The sequence below is a fragment of the Phyllobacterium sp. SYP-B3895 genome (assembly GCF_009647635.1).
Classification (GTDB): Bacteria; Pseudomonadota; Alphaproteobacteria; order Rhizobiales; family Rhizobiaceae; genus Phyllobacterium; species Phyllobacterium pellucidum.
Map to the genome: position 1 here is coordinate 216,786 of NZ_WJIG01000001.1, position 22,896 is coordinate 239,681.

Genomic DNA, 22,896 nt, shown 5'->3' on the forward strand with positions numbered 1-22,896 from the left:
AGCAGTTGGAAGCGCCCTTCATATGACGCCCGAAGGCATATCGGAACTGATCTCACGCGTCTCCCTGCGGGACCGGGCGGCGTTCGATGCGCTTTATGCTTCCACCAGCGCGAAACTTTTCGGCGTGTGCCTGCGTGTCTTGGGTAACCGCACGGAGGCCGAAGACGCGCTGCAGGACATCTACGTCAAGATCTGGAACAAGGCGGACCGGTTTGCTGTCGCCGGCACCAGCCCGATTTCTTGGCTCGTCGCCGTTGCCAGGAACCACTGCATCGACCGCCTGCGCGCGCGCAAAGGCCGAACGGAGGATCTCGACGAAGCATCGGATATCGCCGAGCCTTCCGCCGATCCCGAACAATCCGCCATTGCGACGGGAGAGGCGCGCCGTCTTGGGGATTGCCTCGACCAGCTCGACGCTCCACGTGCGGCGGCCGTGCGCGGCGCCTACCTTAATGGCGACAGCTACGAGTTGCTCGCGCAGCGTCATAAAGTGCCGTTGAATACAATGCGAACCTGGCTGCGACGCAGCCTTTTGAAACTGAAGGAATGCCTGGAAGGATGAGCGCGACACCACCCGATGACACTGTTCCGGACGGCGACGATCTCGTTGCCGCCGAATATGTGTTGGGCGTGCTGCCCGAAGAGGAGCGCCGCGATGCCGCGCGCCGCATCGAAACCGACCCGGTATTCGCACGCCTTGTAACCCGGTGGCAGGAATATTTCAGCGCACTCGATGAGGGGTTCACGCCGGTTACCCCGCCGCACCATATCAAGTCCCAGGTGGATCATCGCCTGTTCGGAACCGATGCGCCGGCGGCGGCGATGCCGCTATGGACCAGCCTCGTATTCTGGCGCGGGCTTGCACTCGCCGCCCTGGTGCTGGCGATCATCGGCTTCGGCCGCGACCTTATTTTGCAGCGCACCGCGCCCGCGCAGCTTGTGGCATCGATGGCGGCTGACAACAGCAAGGTACGCACCGTCGCAGTCTATGACGAGCAGACCAAGCGCCTGAAAGTGAGCCTGGTTGCCGGTGACATGCCTTCAGACCGTTCGCTCGAACTCTGGCTGATCGCCGGGAATGAAGCACCAGTCTCGCTCGGGCTGATGAAATCGCCGCAGGTCACCGAATTCAATGTCCCGCAGGGTTTGGCCGCCAAACTGCGTGACGGTACGACGCTTGCCATTTCGGTCGAACCGCTCGGCGGTTCGCCAAGCGGTGCCCCCACCGGTGCAGTCGTCGCCGCCGGTACGATCCGCGCAATCTGAAAAAATATCGCGCCGCTGAAACTTTGCCATCAGCACTCCCGTATCTCCACCGACCTCTCAACAGAGGCAATGCAACAGTGGAGATAGAGATGTTACGCAAATCACTGAGCCTGATCGCGCTTTCGACGGTCCTGATTGCCGGAACTGCGTTCGCCAAGAATCCGACTGTGGGCGGTGCGCCCATGTATCCAAACAAGAACATCATCGAGAATGCGGTGAACTCGAAGGATCACACGACCCTCGTCGCTGCGGTCAAGGCTGCGGGCCTCGTCGAAACGCTCGAGGGCAAGGGGCCCTTTACGGTGTTCGCGCCAACCAATGAGGCCTTCGCGGCCCTGCCGAAGGGAACCGTCGAGACGCTGCTGAAGCCTGAAAACAAGGACAAGCTGGCCAAGATCCTGACCTGCCATGTCGTCGCTGCCGACGCCTCGTCAAAGACGATCATGAAGATGATCGATGATGATGAAGGCGCGCATCCGGTGAAGACCGTGGGCGGCTGCGTCTGGACCGCGAAGTACAAGGGCAAGAACCTGACATTGACAGATGAAAACGGCACCGTCGCTCACGTGACGATCGCCAATGTCAAACAGTCGAACGGCGTCATCCATGTAATCGACAAGGTGCTGCTGCCAAAAATGTAAACCGCAGCACTCAAATGCGCAGACGGCATCTGCGCATCTTGCCCCGCGGCGATCTCCTAGCCCTAGGTCGTGCGGGGCCCTTTTATTTCTGGTTTTCCTCAAGCAGAAGCGCGATTGCACCGCGCAGCTCATCAAGCCCGGCGCCCTTCTCGGACGACGTCGCCAGGATTTCCGGATAGGCGGCAGCGCGCTTTTTGATCGCCTGCGCCGTCTCCTCCATCAACCGGGGTACGCCGGCTGCCTTGATCTTGTCGATCTTGGTGAGAACAAGCTGGTATGAAACCGCGGCCCGGTCGAGAAGATCGAGCACTTCGGCATCGTTTTTCTTGACGCCGTGACGCGCGTCGATCAGCACATAGACCCGCTTCAAGGTCGAACGCCCGCGCAGATAGTCGAACACCAGACGGGTCCAGGCGTCGACCTGTTCCTTCGGCGCTTCTGCAAAGCCATAGCCCGGCATATCGACGACGGCGATCGGCGGCAGGTCCTTGCCCTCGCCCGAATAGCCGTCGGGAACGAAATAGTTGAGTTCCTGCGTACGGCCGGGCGTATTCGAGGTGCGCGCCAGCTTCTGGCCGAGGATCGCATTGATAAGGGACGATTTGCCGACGTTGGACCGGCCGGCGAATGCGATTTCAAGCGGTCCCTCAGGCGGCAGGAATTTCATCGACGGCACGCCGCGAATGAATATCCAGCCCTGCGCGAAGAGCATCCTGCCCCTCTCGATCAACCCGTTGGTCCTGTCCTCGGCTTCAGTCACGTTCATTCCATTCCTTTGCGCGTGCGGGATTGAGAAGTGTGCATCAAGGTTTATCCTCGCCTTGTCAACACAGCAGGGCACGCCGGCGCAACAGCTTTTACCCCATATTGCGTCATCGCTTGCGTGTCGCGGCCGCCAATGTCCAGCAAAACCAGTCGCTGAAACGAGATCAGCCGGACCTGTGGGGCCCGGCCGATGCAGAATTTTCGCGAAACTCCGGCCGCTACTCGGCCGGTTTCGGTTTCTTCTTGAACATGCCGGCGAGATTGTCCCAGAGCTCGATCTTGACGCCCTGGCGCTTCATGATGACGCCTTGCTGGATGATCGAGAGCGTGTTGTTCCACGCCCAGTAGATCACTAGACCTGCAGGGAAGCTTGCCAGCATGAAGGTGAAGATCAGCGGCATCCAGTTGAAAATCATCTGCTGAGTCGGATCGGGCGGCGTCGGGTTCATGCGCATTTGCAGGAACATTGTCACGCCCATGATCAACGGCCAGACGCCAATCATCAGGAAGGCCGGAACCGCCCAGGGCATAAGCCCGAAGAGGTTGAAGACCGAGGTCGGGTCGGGCGCGGCAAGGTCCTGAATCCAGCCAAAGAACGGCGCGTGGCGCATTTCGATGGTCACGTAAAGGACCTTGTAGAGCGCGAAGAAGACGGGGATCTGGATCAGGATCGGCCAGCAACCGGCGATCGGATTGATCTTTTCCGTCTTGTAGAGCTCCATCAGCGCCTGCTGCTGCTTGACCTTGTCATCCGCATATTTCTCGCGGATTTCGGTCATCTTCGGCTGCACCAGTTTCATCCGCGCCATGGAGGCGTAGGACTTGTTGGCGAGCGGGAAGAACAGGCCCTTGAGGATAACGGTGACCAGGAGGATGGCGATGCCGAAATTGCCGATCGCCTTGTAGAGCGTGTCGATCAGGTAGAACATCGGCTTGGTGATGAAATAGAACCAGCCCCAATCGATCAGGAGATCGAACTGACGGATGCTGCGTTCCTTTTCATAGGCATTGATCGTTCCGACTTCCTTGGCACCGGCGAAGAGCAGGTTCTCAATCGTCGCAGACTGACCGGGCTCGATCGTCGTCGGGTCAGACAGGTAGTCGCTCTGATAGCGCGGGCGTCCGTCGTCGAAATAGGACATGCGCGCCTGGAACGGCTTTGCCGCCGAGGGAACGAGGGTTGCTGCCCAATATTTGTCGGTGATGCCGATCCAGCCGCCGGTCGTCGCCTTTGGCGGGGACACTTCGCGCGCCTTTTCGATGGCGGCGAACTTGTATTCCACCAGACCTTCGTCGCCGATAACGCCGATCGGACCTTCGTGCAGCACATAGGTGCTCGGGTGAAGCGGCTTGGAGAAGCGCGTAACGCGGCCATAGGAGGCGAGCGAAACGGAAGCGGACGTGCTGTTGGTTACCGTGTCCTTGACCGTGAACATATAACGGTCGTCCACCGTAAATGTGCGCTTGAACGTCAGGCCCTTCTCGTTGGTGAAGGAGAGCGTCACCGGATTTGCCGGCGTCAGCGTGCTGTTGCCCTCGACCGTCCATACGGTGCCTGGTCCAGGGACCGTGCCGGTCAACTCGTTGCCGGTAAAGCCGATCTCGGCGAATTGGCCGTCCGCCATCTGCGCCGGGCTCAGAAGCTGGATGGCCGGCGAGTTGTCGTCAACGGTCTCGTGGTACTTCTTGAGCTGAAGGTCGTCGAGCCGCGCGCCGGTCAGGCTGATCGAGCCGCCGAGGCTCGGCGTATCGATCTTTATGCGCGAGGTCTGGCCGAGCGCGGCGTCGCGGGTCAGGCTGCCTGCCTGGGCGCCATCCTGGGATTGGCCGGGGATATTGGCGCCAGGCGTTGCCGGCGTCGACGACGGCAGGTTTGCCGCGGTGCCGGTGGTTGGCGTTCCGGCCGGCGTGCTCGCCTGTCCGTCAACGCGCGTCTGTCCTTGCCGCGTGGCCTCGATCTGGGCCTGTTCGCGCTGCGCTTCGATCTTGGGGTTCATGTAGAACACCTGCCAAAGCGTCAGGATCACAATGGACAAGGCAATGGTGATAAAGAAATTACGATTGGTTTCCATTGTAGTCCTTGGGTCGGGTCGGGTGCGCCATCAGGGCTTTGTCGAACGCCGGGTCTGTGTTTTCCTGGAAACCCGTTTTGAGAGTTCCCGTGTCAGGTCCGCGAACGGCGCGTCTAGCGCGTCACGGCGAGCAACGATCACATAATCGGTTCCCGCCTGCATGTCATCAGCAACATTGACGCGCACGGCCTCTTTCAGGCGGCGTTTGATGCGATTGCGGATGACGGCATTGCCGTTCTTTTTGGTGACGGTGAAACCGACGCGCGGTGGGCCAGCCTGGTCCTCGCGCTCCTTGACCTCGAGCAGGAAGTAGGCGCCGCGGCGCTTTTCTCCGTTCCGAACAGTCAAAAACTCCGCTCTCTTGCGAAGGCGGAGTGGTTTTTGCTCATTCATCGTGTAGTGCCAACTTTGGCAACCGCACCAAGTCGCGCGGTTTTGCCTTTATGCCGACAACCGCTTGCGACCGCGGGCGCGGCGCGCTGCGATTACCTTGCGGCCGCCAGCCGTAGCCATGCGGGCGCGAAACCCGTGGCGACGTGCGCGGACAAGCTTGGATGGCTGATAAGTACGCTTCATTTGTTAAATACCGCGGTGTGCGGCCCTTCTTGTGGTCTGTTCTTTGACAGGAGCATATCAGGACCGCCATTAGCGCATAAAAACACGCCGCCGGGGCGGTCAACCCGGACGTGCGCGGCTTATAGAGGCCCGATGCCGAGAAGTCAATTCGTTGCCGTGATTTCAAAATAGGCAAAAACGGCCAAGTGAATTATTGTGCTAATTCGTCAGGCGGCTTACACCGCCTGACGACGGAGATCAAATGGCTGCACCGGAACAAATGTCTGCCGAAACGAGCGTCACACGGCACGCCGGACGACGCTTGCCCGTCTTCAAGCGCCTTTCGGGCAAGCTGCTGCTGCTCACCCTGCTCTTCGGCCTCGTCGCCGAAGTGATGATCTTCGTGCCGACCATGGCCGACATGCGGATTCGCTGGCTGTCGGATCGCCTCAATACCGTCGCCGCCGCGAGCGTCGTCCTTGCGGCAAACGACAGCGAGGAAATTCCGCGCACAGTGCAAGACGACGTGCTCCTTGCCACCGGCACGAAAGCAATCGCACTGCGCGAAAAAGGCGCCTCGCGCCTGCTGGCCGTGGCGGAAATGCCGTCGAAGGTCGATCGCCACGTCGATATCACGGTGACCGACCCGATCACCGTAATTCGCGACGCTTTCGATACGGTAATCAACGGCGGCAACCGGATCATTCGCGTCTACGGGCCCATCGGCGACACCGGCAAGGTCATCGAGCTCCTGACCTCCGACGGGCCGCTGCGCAATGCCATGCTGCGCTATGCCGGCAATGTGGCACTCATCTCGCTGTTCATCTCGGCGATTACCGCCGGTCTCGTCTTCCTTGCCATAAGCCGTCTGCTGATCCGGCCAATCCAGCGCATGAGCGACAATATGCTCGCCTTTGCGCGCTCACCGGACGATCCGCAAAAAATCATCAAGCCCGAGAACCGCGAGGACGAACTCGGCATTGCCCAGCGCGAGCTTGCCGACATGCAGCGCCAGCTCCAGCGCACCCTTTCTGAACAGAAGCATCTCGCCGATCTTGGCCTTGCCGTCTCCAAGATCAATCACGACATGCGCAATATCCTCGCCTCGGCGCAGCTGATGTCCGATCATCTCGCCAATACCAGCGATCCGGCGATCCAGCGTTTCGTTCCCAAGCTCGTACGCACGATCGACCGCGCGATCAATTATTCACAGACGGTTCTCGCCTATGGCGGAACGCAGGAGCCACCGCCGCAACGCCGGCGTGTGAAGCTGCGCACGCTCGTCAACGAAGTTGAGGAAATGCTCAGCATCGACCCGAAATCCGGTATTGAATTCAAGAATCTCGTGCCGGAATCCTTCGAATTCGATGCCGATCCGGATCAGTTTTTCCGGATCATTCTCAACCTCTGCCGCAATTCGGTGCAGGCCATGACCGGCGATACGCGCGATGACGACGCCATTATCAAGCGTTTGACAATAACGGCGGGCCAGATCGGGACGACATCGATCATCGGCGTCGAGGACACGGGGCCAGGCCTGCCTGCCAAGGCGCGGGAGAATCTGTTCAGGGCATTCAGGGGATCGGCACGCTCCGGGGGTACCGGACTTGGCCTTGCAATCGTACACGAGCTGGTACGGGCACATGGGGGAACAATTGAATTGCGTGACAATGAAGGGGCGGGAACGAGTTTCGAAATTCGCATTCCCGACCAGCCGATCTCGCTGGCCGAATGGCGTTCGCGTCGGGATTCGATTTCCTGATATGATGCGTTCGCATGTCTAATTTCATTACAACCTACTGGCCGCACATCTTTTTCGTGCTCTCGGTTCTTCTCGGCGTGCCGGCCGCTATCCATGCGACGATGACCAAGGAGGAGGTGCGCGCGGCGATTGGCTGGGTCGGCGTCATCATTCTCTCGCCGGTCATTGGCGCCGTCATCTATGCGGTTGCCGGGATTAATCGCATCCGGCGCTCGACCATCTCGTCGCAGCGCGAATTCCTGCGCGAGATCGGTCAGGATCAGCTCGTGCGCTTTCACGCGCGCGATCAGGATGTCCTTGCGCATTTCGAAAAGCGCCTCGCCACGATGAAGACGCTCGGCGATAGGGTCAGCCGCTGCCGGCTCACCACCGCGAACGATATCGACATGCTGCACGGCGGCGACGAAGCCTACCATGCCATGCTTGCGGAAATTCAGGGCGCGCAACGCAGCGTCCTCGTCGAAACCTATATTTTCGACCGCGACAAGATCGGTTTGCGCCTCGCCGACGCGCTCATTGCCGCCAAGAAGCGCGGTGTGGAGGTCAGGGTGCTTATCGATGCCGTCGGCGCGCGCTATTCGATACCGACAATCGTCGGCTATCTGGCGAAGCACGGGGTCAAGGTCGACGTCTTCAACGGCAACATCATTATCGGCCTGCGCCTGCCCTATGCGAACCTTCGCACGCACAGGAAGATAATAGTCGTCGACGGCAGGGTCGCCTTTACCGGCGGCATGAACATCCGCGCCGGCTTCTCGCGCGAAATTTTTGGCGAAGACAATGCGCGCGACACGCACTTCCGGCTGACAGGGCCGATCGTCACTGATCTGTTCCACGTGGCGGCAGAAGACTGGCGCTTCACCACGCGTGAGCATCTTGGCGGCGAGGCCTGGGCCATCGAGCCGCCGACAAAGCAGCCGGGCGAGCCGGTGTTTATCCGGGTGGTGCCGTCGGGTCCGGATCGCAGCGTCGAAGCCAATCATCGCATGCTGATGGGCGCTTTTTCGGTGGCGCAGCAACACATACGCATCATGTCGCCCTATTTCCTGCCGGACCGGGAGTTGATCAGCGCGCTCGTGACCGCGGCGCGGCGCGGCGTCGAGGTCGATATCGTCGTGCCGTCGGTCAATAATCTCAAGCTGGTCGACCGGGCCATGACCGCGCAGTTCGATCAGATATTGAAGAGCCATTGCCGCATCTGGCGGGCATCCGGCAACTTCAACCACTCGAAACTGCTCGCCATCGACGGCGCCTGGTCCTATGTCGGATCGTCGAACCTCGATCCGCGCTCGCTGCGGCTGAATTTCGAGGTCGATCTTGAAGTCATCGATGCGCCATTCGCTGGCGAAGTAGAGGCACTGATCGACACGGCAATCGCTTCGGCGAAACCGGTGCTCCTGCAAAAGCTGCGGGCCCGCTCGTTCTGGGCGAGACTGATCGACCGGATTATCTGGCTAGGTTCGCCCTATCTTTGATGGCATTTGTCTCGGCAATGGCGGCCTTGAGATCAATATGCGCCTTGATGGGCAGGTGATCGGAGGCGACGCGCGCAAGCGGCGTGTCGTGCACTTCGATCGCCGTGACGAGGCTGTGCGGATGGCCGAGGACCCGGTCGAGCGCGAGCACAGGAAAGCGCGACGGAAAACTTGGAACAGCGTTCCTCGCCGGATCGAAGATCGGCTTCAGGAAATGCAGGGACGATCCCTTGCCGACGCGCCATTCATTGAGGTCGCCGAGCAGGAGCGTCGGGCGCGAGGGGTCGGCATGCACCGCATCGAGGATCGCTTCCGTCTGTTGCTGGCGCGAATGCTTGAGCAGGCCAAGGTGGGCGGCAATGATGCGCAAGGGCCCCGCCTGAAGGTCGATATCGGCTACTAGCGCGCCCCTCGGCTCCAGCCCCGGCAGGACCAGTTGCTGTACGCGCTGCACGACGCCGGCGCGAAACAGCAGCAGATTGCCGTGCCAGCCATGGCCTTTCGGATAGAGTGACGCCACGGGCACGGGGATGAGCTTGTTCTCCCGTTCCAGGCGCGCCAGGTCGAGAAGGCCGCTGCGTTCGCCAAAGCGCTTGTCGGCCTCCTGGATGGCGACGACATCCGCGCCAATCTCGCTGATGACGTGCGCAATACGGTCCGGATCGAACTTCTTGTCGATGCCGACGCATTTGTGAACATTGTAGGAAGCGATGAGCAGATCGCTGCGCACGACCTTGGTCGCGCCGGTGGAGCGCTTGTTGCGGTTCCTGACCGCTGCGAGAATGCTGGCGGAGACGCTCGGTCTGAATGGCCGCGTCGGCTTCTTGCTATCCATCCGCTAGGAATATGTCGCAACGCGCAAGATGGCAAGCAAATGCCGACGAATGCACGCTGAACCGGTTTTCCACTGCAACGCGCCGGGCAGGCGGTCCCATCAAAGTCGCCGCCGCGAAAAGGCTGGCCTTCTCGCGGCGGCATTTTCCTTTCCAGTTACATCATTCGATGATCTGGATCTGCTTCTCGCTTGGCATTTTCACGGGCGAACGCTCGTCCATGAAGTCCGATATTTCGGCAAATGTGACAAAACCATCGCTATCCCGGTCGATCTCGGCAAAATGACTGACCGCGAAGCCCCAATTTGCCTCCCTAGCCACTTCGGGCGTCAGAAGGTGATTGGAGCGAGCGGTCGCAGCGTCAAATTTGGTCCGAAGCCGCTGCGTCAAGGCCGTCGCTATGTCGATCTCGCTGGTACTCGGCGCCAGTGGATAGCGAGGCCCATCGCCGGCAAGGACAAGGGCATTGCGCGCAAGGCCAGCTTCTCCAACAATTGCAAAAGCGTGGGCCGGAGCAACAATAGTCGTGCCCAGCAGAGCGGCAGATAAGATTGTACCTGCACAAGTTCCTCTTCGCGGTCCTCGAATACAACAAGTCATCATTTCGCGGCAACCTCCGCAGGCGCAGGCGCATAGAACTCGGCGAATGCCTGTTTGATTTTGGGGCGGGCAACCTCGGAATAATAGGCCATGTGCCCGCCTTCGAACGTCTTGATCGGAATCAATTTATCGAGACCGGTTTGTTTCAGGTCGAATTCAGTTGCAACAGCAGACGTCACAAGATCGTAATACCCATGCATCGCGACGATCCTTACAGACTTCTCGGCCAAGATTTGCGCAAGTTCGGGGTACCCACCCCTTTCCCAAGATGGATTGATATCCTGCCCGCTGACGACATATTCGCGCTCAGCAATGTCGGAATTCGGCACCGCGCTGTCATTAACGAAATAATTCATGTAGTCCGGCAAGTGTTTTTTGACTGCGTCGCCCAGGATTTCAACATCGATCTTATTGGGGTTGTAGTCATCCGCCACCATCCGAGAGTCATACACGCAAGTCCAATTGGCTTTGGGTCTCGAATGCACCCACTTCGACGTGTTTGCCCACGTCATTGTCGGATCGCCAGTGATTCCGCGTAATTCATCCAACACCTGCTGCAGTTCGAGTGCGGTCCTAGGAGTGGGCTCAGCGGCGTATTTCTTCGTCGCAGGCAAATACCGGTATGAAACGAACGTCCGGATATAGTCTGCATACGCATCTACAGTCGGAATATGCTTCTTCGCGCTCCAGCTTGTTAGGGGATTTTTGAGGTTCTGGAAGTATTGTTCCGTCATCGCATCATCTATCGGCCATATGGGTTCGGGAAGTTTGGGTCCAAGAATATATGGCGAGAACAGCACGATGCCGGCTAGAAGATTTGCCGGCCGACCCGTGGGGTCGGGGTCGTAGTTGAGGTCGCCGGCCTCGATCATAAGCGATCCGGCAAGCGCAACGCGCGATGCCCCAAACGATTCCCCGACCAAGTATTTGGGTGAACTGCGCCGGCCGTATTTGTTGCTGTAGCTCGTCACGAAATCGCGAACGATCGCCGCATCCGCTTTGGGATTAGCGAAGTGACCATTTTTGTAAGGTTCGATCGCTGTGGAAAATCCCGTACTGACCGGATCGACGAAAACGAGATCGGAGTAGTCCAAAAGCGTCTCCATATTATCGATGACCGGCGTTTTAATATCAGCCTTCTTGAGGGGCATGTACGGCACGTCGAGTTTGGTTCGCTTAGGGCCGAAAGCGCCGAGGTGAAGATATATGGAGGAAGAGCCCGGGCCTCCGTTGAAGAAGAAGGTAACCGGGCGGTTTTCCGCAGGCAGATCATCGCGCGTATAGGCCATGTAGAAGATCGCTGCCCTGGCGTCTTTCTTTCCGTCCTTGTCCTTCGGGCTGTACGCGATCAAATGACCTGCCCTGGCCGTGAAGCGCACAGTCTTGCCGTCCAGCACAATTGAATGGCGCGCCGACGAGGCCTGCTCGCTTACATTCGGCGAATTGAACTGCGGATAATCCTTGCCGTTGAAGACAAAATCCGCCGGCGCAAAGACGCCATAGGCTTCATCATCGAGCCCGACGCTCTTCAGCAGATTCGACGCGTCGTCGCGCTTGCCCGCTTTGACCAGCTCGGCCGCCTGAATGCGGGCGGCGTCTTGCGACAGCGGCTCAGGCTCAGCCGGGCCAGTTACCGTAACCTGTCTGAGTGGCCCCCTCTCGACGAGTTCCGCCGCCTGAGTGCGACCGGCAACTTCCGATTGCGGCTCAGGTTCAGACGGCCGAGTTACCGTAACCTGGCTGACTATCGCCGGCTCTTCCGGCTCAACGAAGGTAGAAGACGGCGCGGTTGCGACCGTCTGATCGAGCGCTCCTAAACTGCCATCAGCCTTCGATGTCTCGTAATCGTCACAGGCAGCAAGCGCCATCGCGGACAGCAGCAAGGCCGCCCGCGCCAAATGTAAAAATCTCATATGTTGAAAATCCTGTTCTTCAAAAAAACGTTTCTAAAATCATAATGAAATAAATAGATGCATTGGCTATACGCCTAAATGCTAGGCGAAAAACCATGTCGAGTAAATAGTGGGCAACCGGTTTTTAGAACCTGTTCCCGACGAAATGCGCGAGTTGCGCGCCGACTTCGTAGTAGCCTTCGCGAACGGTGCGGAGGCCCTGCTCCCGTGGCTGGGTGACTGGCAGCGGCAAATCCGCCTCGGTGACCTTGCCTGCGATATGCTCGGCAAGAATGCGGCCGAATACCGTCCCGGGAGCGATGCCTCGACCGTTGTAACCGCTGAAACTGATGATCTTTGGAGCGAGCGTGTGAAAGCGGGGAAGGCTGTCGCTGGTCATCCCGATCTGACCGTACCAGCCGGCTTCGAATTGCACATCCTTGATCTGCGGAAAAATCTTGCGGATCGAGCGTGCCGCCCAGGCCTTGTGCACGGCCATGCCGGTGCCCCGCAAGGCGCCGACGCTGCCAAACACCAGGCGCCCCGCCCTGTCCATGCGGAAGGAGCTTAGAATCTCCTTCGTATCCCAGCCACCCTGCCGTTCGGGAAGGACAGTTTTTCTGATATCTTCCGGCAAGGGTGTGGTCGCAAAGTTGAAATAGGGCAGATGCAGGAGTTCCGCCCGCAATTGTGGCCATGGCGATGTCGTATAGGCATTGGTCGCAACGATGATCCACTCCGCCGAGACGGTGCCCGATGGCGTGCGCACCAGCCAGCGATCGCCGCTGCGCTCGGTCGAAGTCACGGGAGAACCCGAATAGATCGCCGCGCCTCTGGAGAGCGCCGCACGCGCAAGCCCGCGTACATAGCCGAGGGGCTGGATCGTACCCGCCCGGCTATCGAGAAGCGACGCGGCATAGGCGGTCGAGCCAACCTTTGCGGCGGTTTCGGCGGCGTTCAGCAGCCGCACGGCCGCTCCGCGCGCCAGCCATTGCTCGGCCCGCTGTTCGAGTTGTTTCACGCCATCATCGCCGACGGCGCAGTGCAGCGTACCATTGCGTTCGAGTTCGCAATCGATCTCGAACCGGTCGACGAGGTTGAACACCGATTGCGGCGCATTGCCCAGAAGTTCAAGCAGCCTTTCGCCGTGGACCTGCCCGAGAACGCCCGGCAGGTCATTCGGCATCACCCACATGCCGGCGTTGACAAGGCCGACATTACGGCCCGAGCCGCCGAAGCCGATTTCCACGGCATCGACGACTGCAACCTTGGCGCCGACATCGGCAAGGTGGAGGGCGGCGGAAAGGCCGGTGAAACCCGCGCCGATGACCGCGACATCGACCGAAATATCGCCGCGCAAAGCTTCCGTCCGCGGCGCAGGCGGGGCGGTCTTTTCCCACAGGCCGTGGGAGCGTTCGTCATTGAGCATGGGATCACCTGAACAGTCGGCCGAGGGGGCGCGGCACAATTACCTATGGTGGTTATAAAGCGCAATCTTGCAACCAGAAGTGAAATTCTTCGAAGACATTATGCGTTGAGCGAATGACCGGGGCCCGCGCGTTCGGACACCTGCTCGGCGATCCAGGTGACGAAGCTCTGCATCAGCGGATTTTCCTTCTTGTGGTCCGGCACGACGAGGTAATAGCTGTTTTCCGTCCGCAGGGGCTGGTCGAAGAGGACGATAAGCCGGCCGGATGCAAGCTCCTGTTCGATCAGGTAGCGCGGCAGGAGAGCAAATCCGAGCCCGGCAAGCGCAGCCTCGATGACCATGGAAAAATGCTCGAACCGGTGGCCCTTATAGGGGCTCGCGACGCTCACCTGCGCCGCCTCGAACCAGGAGGCCCAGGATTTCGGCCGCGTGGAAATATGCAGAAGCGGCGCATCGGCAAGTTCGGCCGCTGCCCTGATCGGATTAGCCGTGCAGAGTTCGGGACTGCCGACCGGCACGATCAACTCGCTGCACAGATAGGTGCAGGTGGCATGCGCCCATACCGGCTGGCCATAATGGATGGCGAGATCGAACGGCTCATCCTCGAAATCGAAGGGCCGCGAGCGCGAGGCGACGCTCAGCGCCATCTCCGGGTGCCTGTGCACGAAATCCGGAAGCCGCGGCATCAGCCAGCGGCTGCCGAAGGTCGGCAGCGTGGCGATGCTCAGCGACGAGGCGGATTGCGAGGCGGCCATGGCTCGCAACATCGTCTCCTCGGTAAGACCGAGCAAGTGCCGGACCTCGGGCAGGAATTTCTGCCCTGCCTCGGAAAGCACCACGCGCTGGCGAACGCGCTCGAACAGCAGCACGCCGATCTGGCTTTCAAGTTCGCTCATCTGGCGGCTCACCGCGCTCTGGGTCAGGGAAAGCTCTTTCGCCGCCTGCGTGAAGCTGCCATGGCGCGCCGCGCATTCGAACGTCTGCAGTATGTCAATATCCGGGATCAATCGGCGGCTTAACTTCATTCCAATCTCGCATTAACCCAGTTTGATTCTTCGCAATCCGCAGGCAAGTGACCACTCTATAATCCATAACATGCATGAACGGAAAGAAATTGCCGTCGCAAACAATAACGGAAGCAGAGTTATGAATTCAGCCACGTTTACCTCAACGGACGTGATCCGCGCATCCTTTTCGACAGCGATGTCGGCCATGTACAGGACCGAGGTCCCCGCCTATGGAACGCTCCTCGAACTCGTGGCGCAGGTGAACGACGATACGCTCGCCGCTTCGCCAAAACTGCGCCACCGGCTGGAACTGACCGAAACGCTCGACCGCATCTCCGAAGAGCGGCATGGTGCAATCCGCGTCGGAACCCCTGCCGAACTTGCCATGCTGCGCCGTGCCTTTGCCGTCATGGGCATGTATCCGGTCGGCTATTACGATCTCAGCGAAGCCGGCGTGCCGGTCCATTCGACCGCTTTTCGTCCTGTCGGTGACGAAGCGCTGAAAATCAATCCATTCCGCGTATTCACCTCGCTCCTGCGCCTCGATCTTATCGACGACGGCAAATTGCGGGAGGAAGCGCGCAAGACCCTCGACGCGCGCCGGATATTCACGGACAAGGCCATTCTCCTGATCGAAAAGGCTGAAGCCGCGGGCGGCCTCGACGCCGCGGACGCCGCCCTGTTCGTCAAGGAAATCCTCGAGACGTTCCGTTGGCACGACAAGGCGAGCGTCAGCAGCGACCTCTACCGCCGCCTGCACGATGCGCACCGGCTGATCGCCGACGTCGTGTCGTTCAAAGGACCGCATATCAATCATCTGACCCCGCGCACGCTCGACATTGATGCCGTTCAGAAACTGATGCCGGCCCACGGCATCGCGCCCAAGGCCGTTATCGAGGGCCCGCCCACCCGCGAATGTCCCATCCTGTTGCGGCAGACCTCATTCAAGGCCCTCGAGGAAGCCGTGTCGTTCCGCGATGCCGAGGGCACATGGGCAAAGGGTTCGCACACGGCCCGCTTTGGCGAAATCGAACAGCGCGGCGTCGCGCTGACGCCGAAGGGCCGCGCGCTCTATGACCGGCTGCTTGCGCAGGCACGCGAGGTCGTGCGTCCTGCTCCCGACGGTTCGAACGCGGCCGCCTACATCGCCGCCCTCAGCGAAGCCTTCAAAGCGTTCCCGGACGATTGGAACACGATCCGCCAGCAGGGCCTCGGCTATTTCCGGTATACGCCCGTTGAAGGGTTCCCCCGGGCAGCGCTTTCGACGCGCGAGCCTGCGAGCCTCGAAACGCTGGTCGCCATGGGCGCCGTCGTTTTCGATCCGATCGTCTATGAAGACTTCCTCCCCGTCAGCGCCGCCGGCATTTTCCAGTCGAACCTCGGCGACAACGGTGCGCAGAAATTTGCGGCAAGCCCGAGCCAGCAGGAGTTTGAAGCACATCTCGGCATGCCGGTCCTCGACGAATTCGCCCATTACGAAGGCCTCGAGAAGGCGTCGATCGCCCGCTGCCGCCGCTATCTCCAGCCGGTCGCACTTGTAGATTGAGAAACTAAAACTTGGGGTCAGGACCTGCTAAGGTGGCTGACCCTCGAACATGGCTGGCGAAAGCCCGTCACGCATCCAATATCTCTGCCAGCCCGGCAGAAAGACAAATTAAGGGAAGCAAGATGACCATTGCTCAAGAAGTAAAGACCCTCCTTTCCAAGCTCGGCGTCGCCGAGGCCGCCTATACGGGCGGCGCGATGCCATCGTTCAGCCCGGTCACGGGCGAGAAGATCGCCGACATTGCCGTCCACTCGGCCGACGACGCCGCAAAGATCATCGACAAGGCCGATGCCGCATTCCGCGAATGGCGCCTTGTCCCCGCCCCGAAGCGCGGCGAACTTGTCCGCCTGTTCGGTGAGGAACTGCGCGCCCTGAAGAACGAACTCGGCCGCCTGGTTTCGATCGAAGCCGGAAAAATCCCTTCCGAAGGTCTCGGCGAAGTTCAGGAAATGATCGACATCTGCGATTTCGCCGTCGGTCTTTCGCGCCAGCTTTATGGTCTCACCATTGCGACCGAGCGCCCCGGCCACCGCATGATGGAAACCTGGCACCCGCTCGGCGTCGTCGGCGTGATTTCGGCCTTCAACTTCCCGGTCGCGGTCTGGTCGTGGAACACGGCGCTGGCCCTCGTCTGCGGCAATGCCGTCGTGTGGAAGCCGTCGGAAAAGACCCCGCTCACCGCTCTCGCCTGCGCGGCCATCTTCGAGCGTGCCGCAGCCCGTTTCGGCGATGTTCCGGCCGGCCTGTCGCAGACGCTGATGGGCGACCGCACGATCGGCGAAGCCCTCGTCGACAACCGGAAGGTTGCGCTCGTTTCGGCAACCGGTTCCACGCGGATGGGCCGCGAGGTCGGTCCGCGTCTTGCAAAACGTTTTGCCCGCTCGATCCTCGAACTCGGCGGCAACAATGCCGGCATCGTCTGCCCCTCGGCCGATCTCGACATGGCGCTGCGCGCCATCGCTTTCGGCGCCATGGGCACGGCCGGTCAGCGCTGCACCACCCTGCGCCGCCTTTTCGTTCACGAGAGTGTCTATGACGCCTTGGTGCCGCGCCTGAAGAAGGCCTATGAGAGCGTCAGCGTCGGCAGCCCGCTGGAGACTTTGGCTCTGGTTGGCCCGCTGATCGACAAGGGCGCCTATGACAACATGCAGAACGCCCTCAGCGAAGCACGCGACCATGGCGGCAAGGTCACCGGCGGCAACCGCATCGAAAACGGCCATGCCAATGCCTATTATGTCCGTCCTGCCCTCGTCGAAATGCCCAAGCAAGCCGGCCCGGTCCTCGAAGAAACCTTCGCGCCGATCCTCTATGTCATGAAATATGATGATTTCGACGCAGCGATCGCCGACCACAATGCTGTTGGCGCCGGCCTCTCCTCCTCGATCTTCACGCTGAACCTGCAGGAGGCAGAGCGCTTCCTCAGCGCCGACGGCTCGGACTGCGGCATCGCCAATGTCAATATCGGCACGTCAGGGGCGGAAATCGGTGGCGCGTTCGGCGGTGAAAAGGAAACCGGCGGCGGCCGCGAATCGGGTTCGGACGCGTGGAAGGCCTATATGCGCCGCGCGACCAATACGGTGAACTATTCGACTGCCTTGCCGCTTGCCCAGGGCGTCTCCTTCGACATCGAATAAGTCCAGGGCACAACAATCCGTTCCCGGTTTCATGACCGGGGACGGCTCCTACAGCGGCGGAAATTCTGTCGGCTTATTCGACGATGGTGACAGGCGCCTCGAGCTTGGCGTGCTCGCTGGCGATCTTGGCCTGCCGCGCCGCGACGATTTCCGCGTTGCTCGGCTTGAACCGGCCTTGCACGTCGAGAAATGTCGAATAGAAAAGACCTGCCAGAAGCAGTATCGCCACGCCGTAGTCACACACCTTTACCAGGAACGAACGCGCGTCTCTGCTGTCATCATCATAGTAGTCTCGAGTTTTTTTCATGGCCCCAGTGCCTTATTGTTATACCCGCATTCATATTTTACGCCTCGCCATGACATCGGACAATTAATCAGTTAGGGGGGCATCAACGGTGGCCGGGGTATCCCATCGTCTACTATTTGGATTGGGACAGGAGTTAGTGCCTAATACTGCGCGACCTCAGGCCGGCCCCCCATGCGGTCGACGAGGACAAAGCAAAATTCGCCATTGAAGCCTTGGCCCGCATCGGCTAGAAACGCTTCGCGCATGTAAGGCCAACGCCTTGTATCAGCACCCGTAGCTCAGCTGGATAGAGTGCTGCCCTCCGAATCCACGTAAGCGATTGAAATAGGCTGGCTTTTTGCCCTTATTTTCATGCGATTGTGATGACGGGCCCGCGATTGCGCTGACCTGACGGCACACTTACGCCACTTCCAAGTGAACAGAGTTCAAGGTTCAGGTCCAGGCGCTATCGATAGCTATATCGCCCTAGTTATGTGCTTTTGTGTTCGATTTTTCACCACTGGCTTCGTCATCAGCAAAGCTGCGGACGATCTTTAAAGCCAGTTCCAGTCGCGTTTCCAAGTCTTGCAGATTCATGCCCAACAACAGGGTTTTCCTACCGGCTAGCAACATCATTGCCTCCATGACTTCATCGCAGTGATTAGCCAAAGACATCAAATGTTCACCACTGGGGCCATACTTCCCTCTGAACCAGTTTTTCACTGTGCGTTCGTTGGCCCCAGTCCACTTTGCCGCTGTTTTTATCGCACTGTGTGATTCTCCAATTGAGCGCTTTAAGGCGAGAGAGATCACCATTGGATAGCTCAATTCGTCGATGACCGGTCCAACATTTTCATCACTGAATGGAAAGAACTTACCCTTCTTAGGAAACGACATTTCTTTCTCCGCTTCGTAGAGTTGGTGCTCTTAAAATCATACGAGCAGAGTGATGTCGCTTTTAACACAATCCGACGTGGACACCGTTAAACGGATTTAGCCAATGGTCGTGTCAGGGGATGACGAAACCGTTCCGGAACCCGCCGCAGCCTATGTGCGGATGTCGACGGACCATCAGAAATATTCAACAGAGAACCAGCTCGAGGCGATTCGCAAATACGCCAACGATCGCAGCTTCGAAATTGTGCGGACATACGAAGATTCTGGACGAAGTGGCCTTCGTCTTGATGGTCGAGAAGCACTAAAAAGCTTGATGAACGATGTTCGATCCGGTCAAGCCAATTTTACCGCTATTCTCGCCTATGACGTCAGCAGATGGGGGCGTTTCCAAGACGCGGACGAAAGCGCTTATTATGAATACCTGTGCTCTCGCGCCGGTATTAGGGTTCACTATTGCGCGGAACAATTTGAGAATGACGGGAGTATCGGTTCAAATCTGCTAAAAACGGTCAAAAGGGTAATGGCCGGTGAATACAGCCGAGAGCTCTCAGTCAAGGTATTCGCCGGCCAATGCCGATTAATCGAACTTGGTTACCGCCAGGGCGGCGCACCTGGCTTTGGCCTCAGACGCCAGCTCGTCGATGAGCATGGCAATCCAAAGGGCGAACTTCAAGCGGGACAGCGAAAGAGCCTTCAAACGGACCGTGTCATTCTCGTGCCTGGACCGCCTAAAGAAGTCGAAACCGTCCGAAGAATTTTCAGCCTATTTGTTAACGATCAAAAGACCGAACACTACATAGCCGATCTTTTAAATTCCGAAGGCATCCTATCCGATTTGGGCCGCGCTTGGCGAAGGAGCACGATTCATCAAATTCTGACCAATGAAAAATACGTAGGTAATAACGTCTACAACCGCATTTCATACAAGCTTAAAAAACAACGGGTCAGGAATAAGCCTGAGGCTTGGGTGCGCGCCGAAGGTGCCTTTACTCCGCTAGTCGATTCCAGCACCTTCTTGCGCGCGATATCGATTATAGAAGCTCGACACAAACACGTAAGCGATACTGAGCTCTTGGAGAGACTACGTGTTTTACTAATAAGCGAAGGTCGCCTCTCCGGTATAATAATTGATGAGATGGATTCGATGCCATCGAGTTCAATCTACAGACGTCGTTTCGGTAGCCTTTATCGAGCCTATGCATTGATCGAATACGACCCGGGTCGTGACCATCGTTACATTGAAATCAACCAAGAGCTACGCCGCCGCCATCCCGAGATCATTTCCAGTCTCATTAAAGACCTCAAGACTGTCGGCGCGTCAGTCGCTTACGATCCAGCGACTGAATTGATAGAAATCAACAGTCAGTATTCGGTTTCTATCGTTCTCTCGCGTTCATTTGCACTTCCCAGCGGTGCCCTTCGTTGGAAAGTTCGACTAGATACAGGCCTCGCGGCCGACATAACCTTGGTGGTGCGGATGGATGGGACAAATCAATCCACCCTTGACTACTATCTGCTCCCCTCCATCGACATGACACTACTGAAGCTCCGCTTGGCCGAACGCAATCCATTTTCTCTGGACGCCTACCGGTTCGATTCACTCGACTTCTTTTATCAACTCGCGATGCCGGCAAAGTTGGAGAACGTCGCATGATCAAAGACGCACTCATTGCCTCCTGGAAGGATATTGAGGTCATACCCATTGCTCAAATTCGCATTCTAAATCCCCGTTTCAGAGACAAGCGGAAATTTCAGCAAATCGTCGAAAGCATAAGCAAGGTTGGCCTAAAGCGTCCGATAACGGTGGCACGTGGACTAGCTAACGAATCCAGCGAATATGACCTGGTCTGTGGGCAGGGACGTATAGAAGCATATAAAGAGCTGGGCGAGACGCATATTCCTGCAATCATCGTTGAAGCGAGCCTCCATGAGCGTTTGATCATGAGCCTGGTCGAAAACTGCGCCCGGCGTCAGCATAGGACGATCGACCTGTTGCAGGATGTGCTTAAGCTTCGTGACATTGGCTATAGTGACCGTGAAATTGCCGACAAGATTGGAGTCACGCCTGAATATATTGGTATGATTGTCGGCCTTCTGGAAAAGGGCGAGGATCGGTTATTAACCGCCGTCGAAGTCGGCGTTTTACCGCTCAGTCTTGCAGTTGAAATCGCACGCGTTGACGAGGACGGCGCGCAAACGGCCCTTATTGAAGCCTACACCAAGAACAAGATCAGAGGCAAAAAGTTAGTTGCTCTGCGGCGGCTGCTGCAAACACGAAATCGGCGGGGCGGACAATTACGCGGTCATGCTTTTGGCCGCTATGAGCGACAACGCCCCATCACCAGCGAGGCAATCGTCCGCGCCTACCAACTGGAGGCCTCCAGGCAAAAGGTGCTCGTCAAGAAGGCTGAAGTGACGCAAGGCAAGCTGCTGTTCGTCGTAGAGGCCCTGCGGACATTGCTAGCAGACAACCGGTTCTTAGAACTGCTAAAATCGGAAGGACTTGATGCGGTGCCTTCACAATTGAATAATCGGTTGCTCAAAGGCTAAATGGTCATGACTATCGAAGAAACCAAGATCGCCTTGCCAGCCGTTAGCCAAGGTTTTGAGAAGCGGTGCTTACTCGTCCGCCTCGATCAACTGCTGCCCCGCAAAAGTCTTCCCAAGGGTGTGAAGCATAGCAAGAAATACCGCCAGATTGCCACGTCAATTGTCGAAATTGGTCTGGTAGAACCACCTGTGATTGCGCGCGATCCCGGCAACTCCTCACTGTTTTTTATCCTTGATGGGCACCTGCGGATCGAAGTTCTGCGCGACTTAAATCAGTCGGAGGTTGAATGCCTCATTTCTACAGACGACGAAGCCTTCACTTACAACAAACAAGTTAGTCGTCTGGCCGCTGTTCAAGAGCACGCCATGATTGTCAAGGCGTTAGAACAGGGCGTCCCAGAAGAACGGCTTGCCAGTATATTCGCGGTAAACATCGAGACCATCCGCCGGCGCAAGCGCATGCTGAATGGCGTTTGTATCGAAGCCAGTGAGCTTTTGAAGGACAAGAACTGTCCAATGGCTGTTTTCGAGGTGCTGCGAAAGATGCAGGCTGTTCGGCAAATAGAAGCCGCCGAGCTTATGATAAACGCCAACAATTACTCGACCGCCTATATCGGCGCAATCTTGGCGGGAACGCCACAGGCTCAGTTAGCCGACCCCACTAAACCAAAACAGCTGCGGGGAATGACGGTCGAGGCGATCGCGCGAATGGAAAAAGAACTTGCCCGGCTTCAACAGGGGATGAGCTCGATACAAGAATCTTACGGCAAGGATCACTTGGAGCTGACCGTCATCAAAGGCTATATCAAACGACTATTAGGCAACGCGCGCGTCGTTAGCTATCTTTTGGCAACGCGGCCGGAATATGTGCCTGAGCTGCAAAGCGTGGTCGATATGGCCTCCTCTTCAACCGACATCTGAGCGACCGCAGCGCAAAGCCCCGCTTCCACTCCAAATTCACACGCTCGAATCAAGGCATCATTTCAGCTCGCACAACGTCGCTTTGAAACTGATATTTCACCTAGCTTACGGTCCGCGCAGACCGGCGTGCGCTCGACCCGAAAACCATGGGGCTCGCAGTGATCCAAACGCACAAAGCCAGTGCACACTTCTGAGAGACTACCAGTTCGTTATTCAAGCGCGAATTAGCGTCAGTGGCGGCGCCAATGCTTTGGAACTCATCACTAAACTGTAAGCTTCAGTGCCTTCGATATCTCGTCAAGCGTTGATCGTTCGGCATCACTCACCGGCACGCCGCCAAAGCCCAGGAAACCACCCTCGGTGGCAGCATTCGCTACACGCTCGCTTATGCTTCGAAGCCACGCCTTGAAACCCGCTGCGTCATCTGGAGCTTTTGTGTCAACCAGCGAAACGGTTTGGCTGAGCGTCTCCAGAATAGTGCTCTTCATCTCGGCCGCCTGCTTCCCCGCGAGCTTGCCCTTAACTATGTCGCGCGCCGCTCCGCGCCCCTCAGAGGTCTCGAAATCGGATACCACCGACTTAATCAAGGCATTCGAATTGAGATCGGTCTTGGCCGCGACCAGAGCGCTGCCGCTCGCCAGCCCCTCTTTGGCCATGCCAATCAGACCACTGGGGTCGGCTAGCGTGATAGCCATCCCCGCCAGCATGACGCTGCCAAGCACCTCGCTCCATTCCTCTGTGGTAAAATCTGTCTTGGTCGCCATG

Annotated in this window: 22 protein-coding genes; 10 read left to right on the plus strand and 12 right to left on the minus strand. The window is 58.3% G+C overall.

From position 1 onward, the window contains the following. Positions 1-22: 22 nt before the first annotated feature. From GF108_RS01080 to GF108_RS01090, 3 genes are all read left to right on the plus strand, one after another. On the plus strand, positions 23-562 hold the full coding sequence (locus GF108_RS01080) for a sigma-70 family RNA polymerase sigma factor (RefSeq protein WP_091919986.1): 540 nt from the start codon (positions 23-25) through the stop codon (positions 560-562). Further along, on the plus strand, positions 559-1,266 hold the full coding sequence (locus tag GF108_RS01085; RefSeq protein ID WP_153666530.1) for an anti-sigma factor domain-containing protein: 708 nt from the start codon (positions 559-561) through the stop codon (positions 1,264-1,266). The genes GF108_RS01080 and GF108_RS01085 overlap by 4 nt, the downstream gene beginning before the upstream one ends. An 89-nt stretch (positions 1,267-1,355) precedes the next feature. Continuing rightward, entirely contained in the window at positions 1,356-1,907 is a 552-nt protein-coding gene (locus tag GF108_RS01090) for a fasciclin domain-containing protein (RefSeq protein ID WP_027230513.1), read from the plus strand. A gap of 82 nt (positions 1,908-1,989) precedes the next feature. On the opposite strand, the gene yihA is transcribed toward GF108_RS01090, so the two are convergent. The 4 genes from yihA to rpmH all read right to left on the minus strand — a co-directional run bounded on the left by yihA (position 1,990) and on the right by rpmH (position 5,320). After that, the gene (gene yihA, locus GF108_RS01095) at positions 1,990-2,673 is read right to left on the minus strand and encodes a ribosome biogenesis GTP-binding protein YihA/YsxC (RefSeq protein WP_153666531.1); all 684 of its coding nucleotides are present in this window, start codon (positions 2,671-2,673) and stop codon (positions 1,990-1,992) included. Positions 2,674-2,890: 217 nt separating this feature from the next. Then, positions 2,891-4,744, minus strand: coding sequence for a membrane protein insertase YidC (gene yidC / locus GF108_RS01100; protein WP_153666532.1), 1,854 nt, complete (start codon positions 4,742-4,744; stop codon positions 2,891-2,893). 30 nt (positions 4,745-4,774) lie between these two features. Next, positions 4,775-5,137: a ribonuclease P protein component gene (rnpA, locus tag GF108_RS01105; protein ID WP_113280273.1), complete on the minus strand. Its 363-nt coding sequence runs from the start codon at positions 5,135-5,137 to the stop codon at positions 4,775-4,777. 48 nt (positions 5,138-5,185) lie between these two features. Next, a complete protein-coding gene (gene rpmH / locus GF108_RS01110; RefSeq protein WP_040853797.1) occupies positions 5,186-5,320 on the minus strand; it encodes a 50S ribosomal protein L34 in 135 nt (44 codons plus the stop codon). Between the two features lie 241 nt (positions 5,321-5,561). On the opposite strand from rpmH, the gene GF108_RS01115 reads away from it, so the two are divergent. Both GF108_RS01115 and GF108_RS01120 read left to right on the plus strand, forming a co-directional pair. After that, positions 5,562-7,061, plus strand: coding sequence for a HAMP domain-containing sensor histidine kinase (locus GF108_RS01115; protein ID WP_153666533.1), 1,500 nt, complete (start codon positions 5,562-5,564; stop codon positions 7,059-7,061). Between the two features lie 14 nt (positions 7,062-7,075). Continuing rightward, positions 7,076-8,536, plus strand: coding sequence for a phosphatidylserine/phosphatidylglycerophosphate/cardiolipin synthase family protein (locus GF108_RS01120; protein ID WP_153666534.1), 1,461 nt, complete (start codon positions 7,076-7,078; stop codon positions 8,534-8,536). Here the strand turns inward: GF108_RS01120 and GF108_RS01125 are convergent. The 5 genes from GF108_RS01125 to GF108_RS01145 form a co-directional block, all read right to left on the minus strand. Next, positions 8,508-9,371 (minus strand): endonuclease/exonuclease/phosphatase family protein, encoded by an 864-nt coding sequence (locus GF108_RS01125; protein ID WP_027230519.1) that lies wholly within the window; start codon positions 9,369-9,371, stop codon positions 8,508-8,510. The two genes, GF108_RS01120 and GF108_RS01125, sit on opposite strands and share 29 nt — an antisense overlap. A 160-nt stretch (positions 9,372-9,531) precedes the next feature. Next, positions 9,532-9,759 (minus strand): hypothetical protein, encoded by a 228-nt coding sequence (locus tag GF108_RS01130; protein WP_153666535.1) that lies wholly within the window; start codon positions 9,757-9,759, stop codon positions 9,532-9,534. A 209-nt stretch (positions 9,760-9,968) separates the two neighbouring features. Continuing rightward, entirely contained in the window at positions 9,969-11,882 is a 1,914-nt protein-coding gene (locus tag GF108_RS01135) for a hypothetical protein (protein WP_153666536.1), read from the minus strand. A gap of 124 nt (positions 11,883-12,006) precedes the next feature. Further along, positions 12,007-13,290 carry an FAD-binding oxidoreductase gene (locus GF108_RS01140; RefSeq protein ID WP_153666537.1) on the minus strand — a complete coding sequence of 428 codons (1,284 nt, stop codon included), beginning with the start codon at positions 13,288-13,290 and terminating at the stop codon, positions 12,007-12,009. Positions 13,291-13,388: 98 nt separating this feature from the next. Further along, complete coding sequence (locus GF108_RS01145; RefSeq protein ID WP_153666538.1) at positions 13,389-14,315, minus strand: LysR family transcriptional regulator; 927 nt, start codon at positions 14,313-14,315, stop codon at positions 13,389-13,391. A gap of 121 nt (positions 14,316-14,436) precedes the next feature. On the opposite strand from GF108_RS01145, the gene GF108_RS01150 reads away from it, so the two are divergent. Further along, positions 14,437-15,843, plus strand: coding sequence for a VOC family protein (locus GF108_RS01150; RefSeq protein WP_153666539.1), 1,407 nt, complete (start codon positions 14,437-14,439; stop codon positions 15,841-15,843). A 122-nt stretch (positions 15,844-15,965) separates the two neighbouring features. Next, a complete protein-coding gene (locus GF108_RS01155; RefSeq protein WP_153666540.1) occupies positions 15,966-17,477 on the plus strand; it encodes an aldehyde dehydrogenase family protein in 1,512 nt (503 codons plus the stop codon). 73 nt (positions 17,478-17,550) lie between these two features. On the opposite strand, the gene GF108_RS01160 is transcribed toward GF108_RS01155, so the two are convergent. Together GF108_RS01160 and GF108_RS01165 are read right to left on the minus strand one after the other, a co-directional pair. Further along, a complete protein-coding gene (locus GF108_RS01160; protein ID WP_027230524.1) occupies positions 17,551-17,784 on the minus strand; it encodes a hypothetical protein in 234 nt (77 codons plus the stop codon). Positions 17,785-18,249: 465 nt separating this feature from the next. Continuing rightward, positions 18,250-18,660 (minus strand): hypothetical protein, encoded by a 411-nt coding sequence (locus GF108_RS01165; RefSeq protein WP_091920005.1) that lies wholly within the window; start codon positions 18,658-18,660, stop codon positions 18,250-18,252. Positions 18,661-18,763: 103 nt separating this feature from the next. On the opposite strand from GF108_RS01165, the gene GF108_RS01170 reads away from it, so the two are divergent. From GF108_RS01170 to GF108_RS01180, 3 genes are read left to right on the plus strand one after another with little or no spacing between them, the layout of a single operon-like run. Continuing rightward, positions 18,764-20,314 carry a recombinase family protein gene (locus GF108_RS01170; RefSeq protein ID WP_153666541.1) on the plus strand — a complete coding sequence of 517 codons (1,551 nt, stop codon included), beginning with the start codon at positions 18,764-18,766 and terminating at the stop codon, positions 20,312-20,314. Continuing rightward, on the plus strand, positions 20,311-21,210 hold the full coding sequence (locus GF108_RS01175) for a plasmid partitioning protein RepB C-terminal domain-containing protein (RefSeq protein ID WP_153666542.1): 900 nt from the start codon (positions 20,311-20,313) through the stop codon (positions 21,208-21,210). The genes GF108_RS01170 and GF108_RS01175 overlap by 4 nt, the downstream gene beginning before the upstream one ends. A 6-nt stretch (positions 21,211-21,216) precedes the next feature. Continuing rightward, entirely contained in the window at positions 21,217-22,131 is a 915-nt protein-coding gene (locus GF108_RS01180; RefSeq protein WP_153666543.1) for a plasmid partitioning protein RepB C-terminal domain-containing protein, read from the plus strand. Between the two features lie 263 nt (positions 22,132-22,394). Here GF108_RS01180 and GF108_RS01185 read toward each other — a convergent pair whose 3' ends face one another. Continuing rightward, positions 22,395-22,895, minus strand: a complete 501-nt coding sequence (locus GF108_RS01185) for a hypothetical protein (protein WP_153666544.1) — start codon at positions 22,893-22,895, stop codon at positions 22,395-22,397. Between the last annotated feature and the right edge of the window lies 1 nt (position 22,896).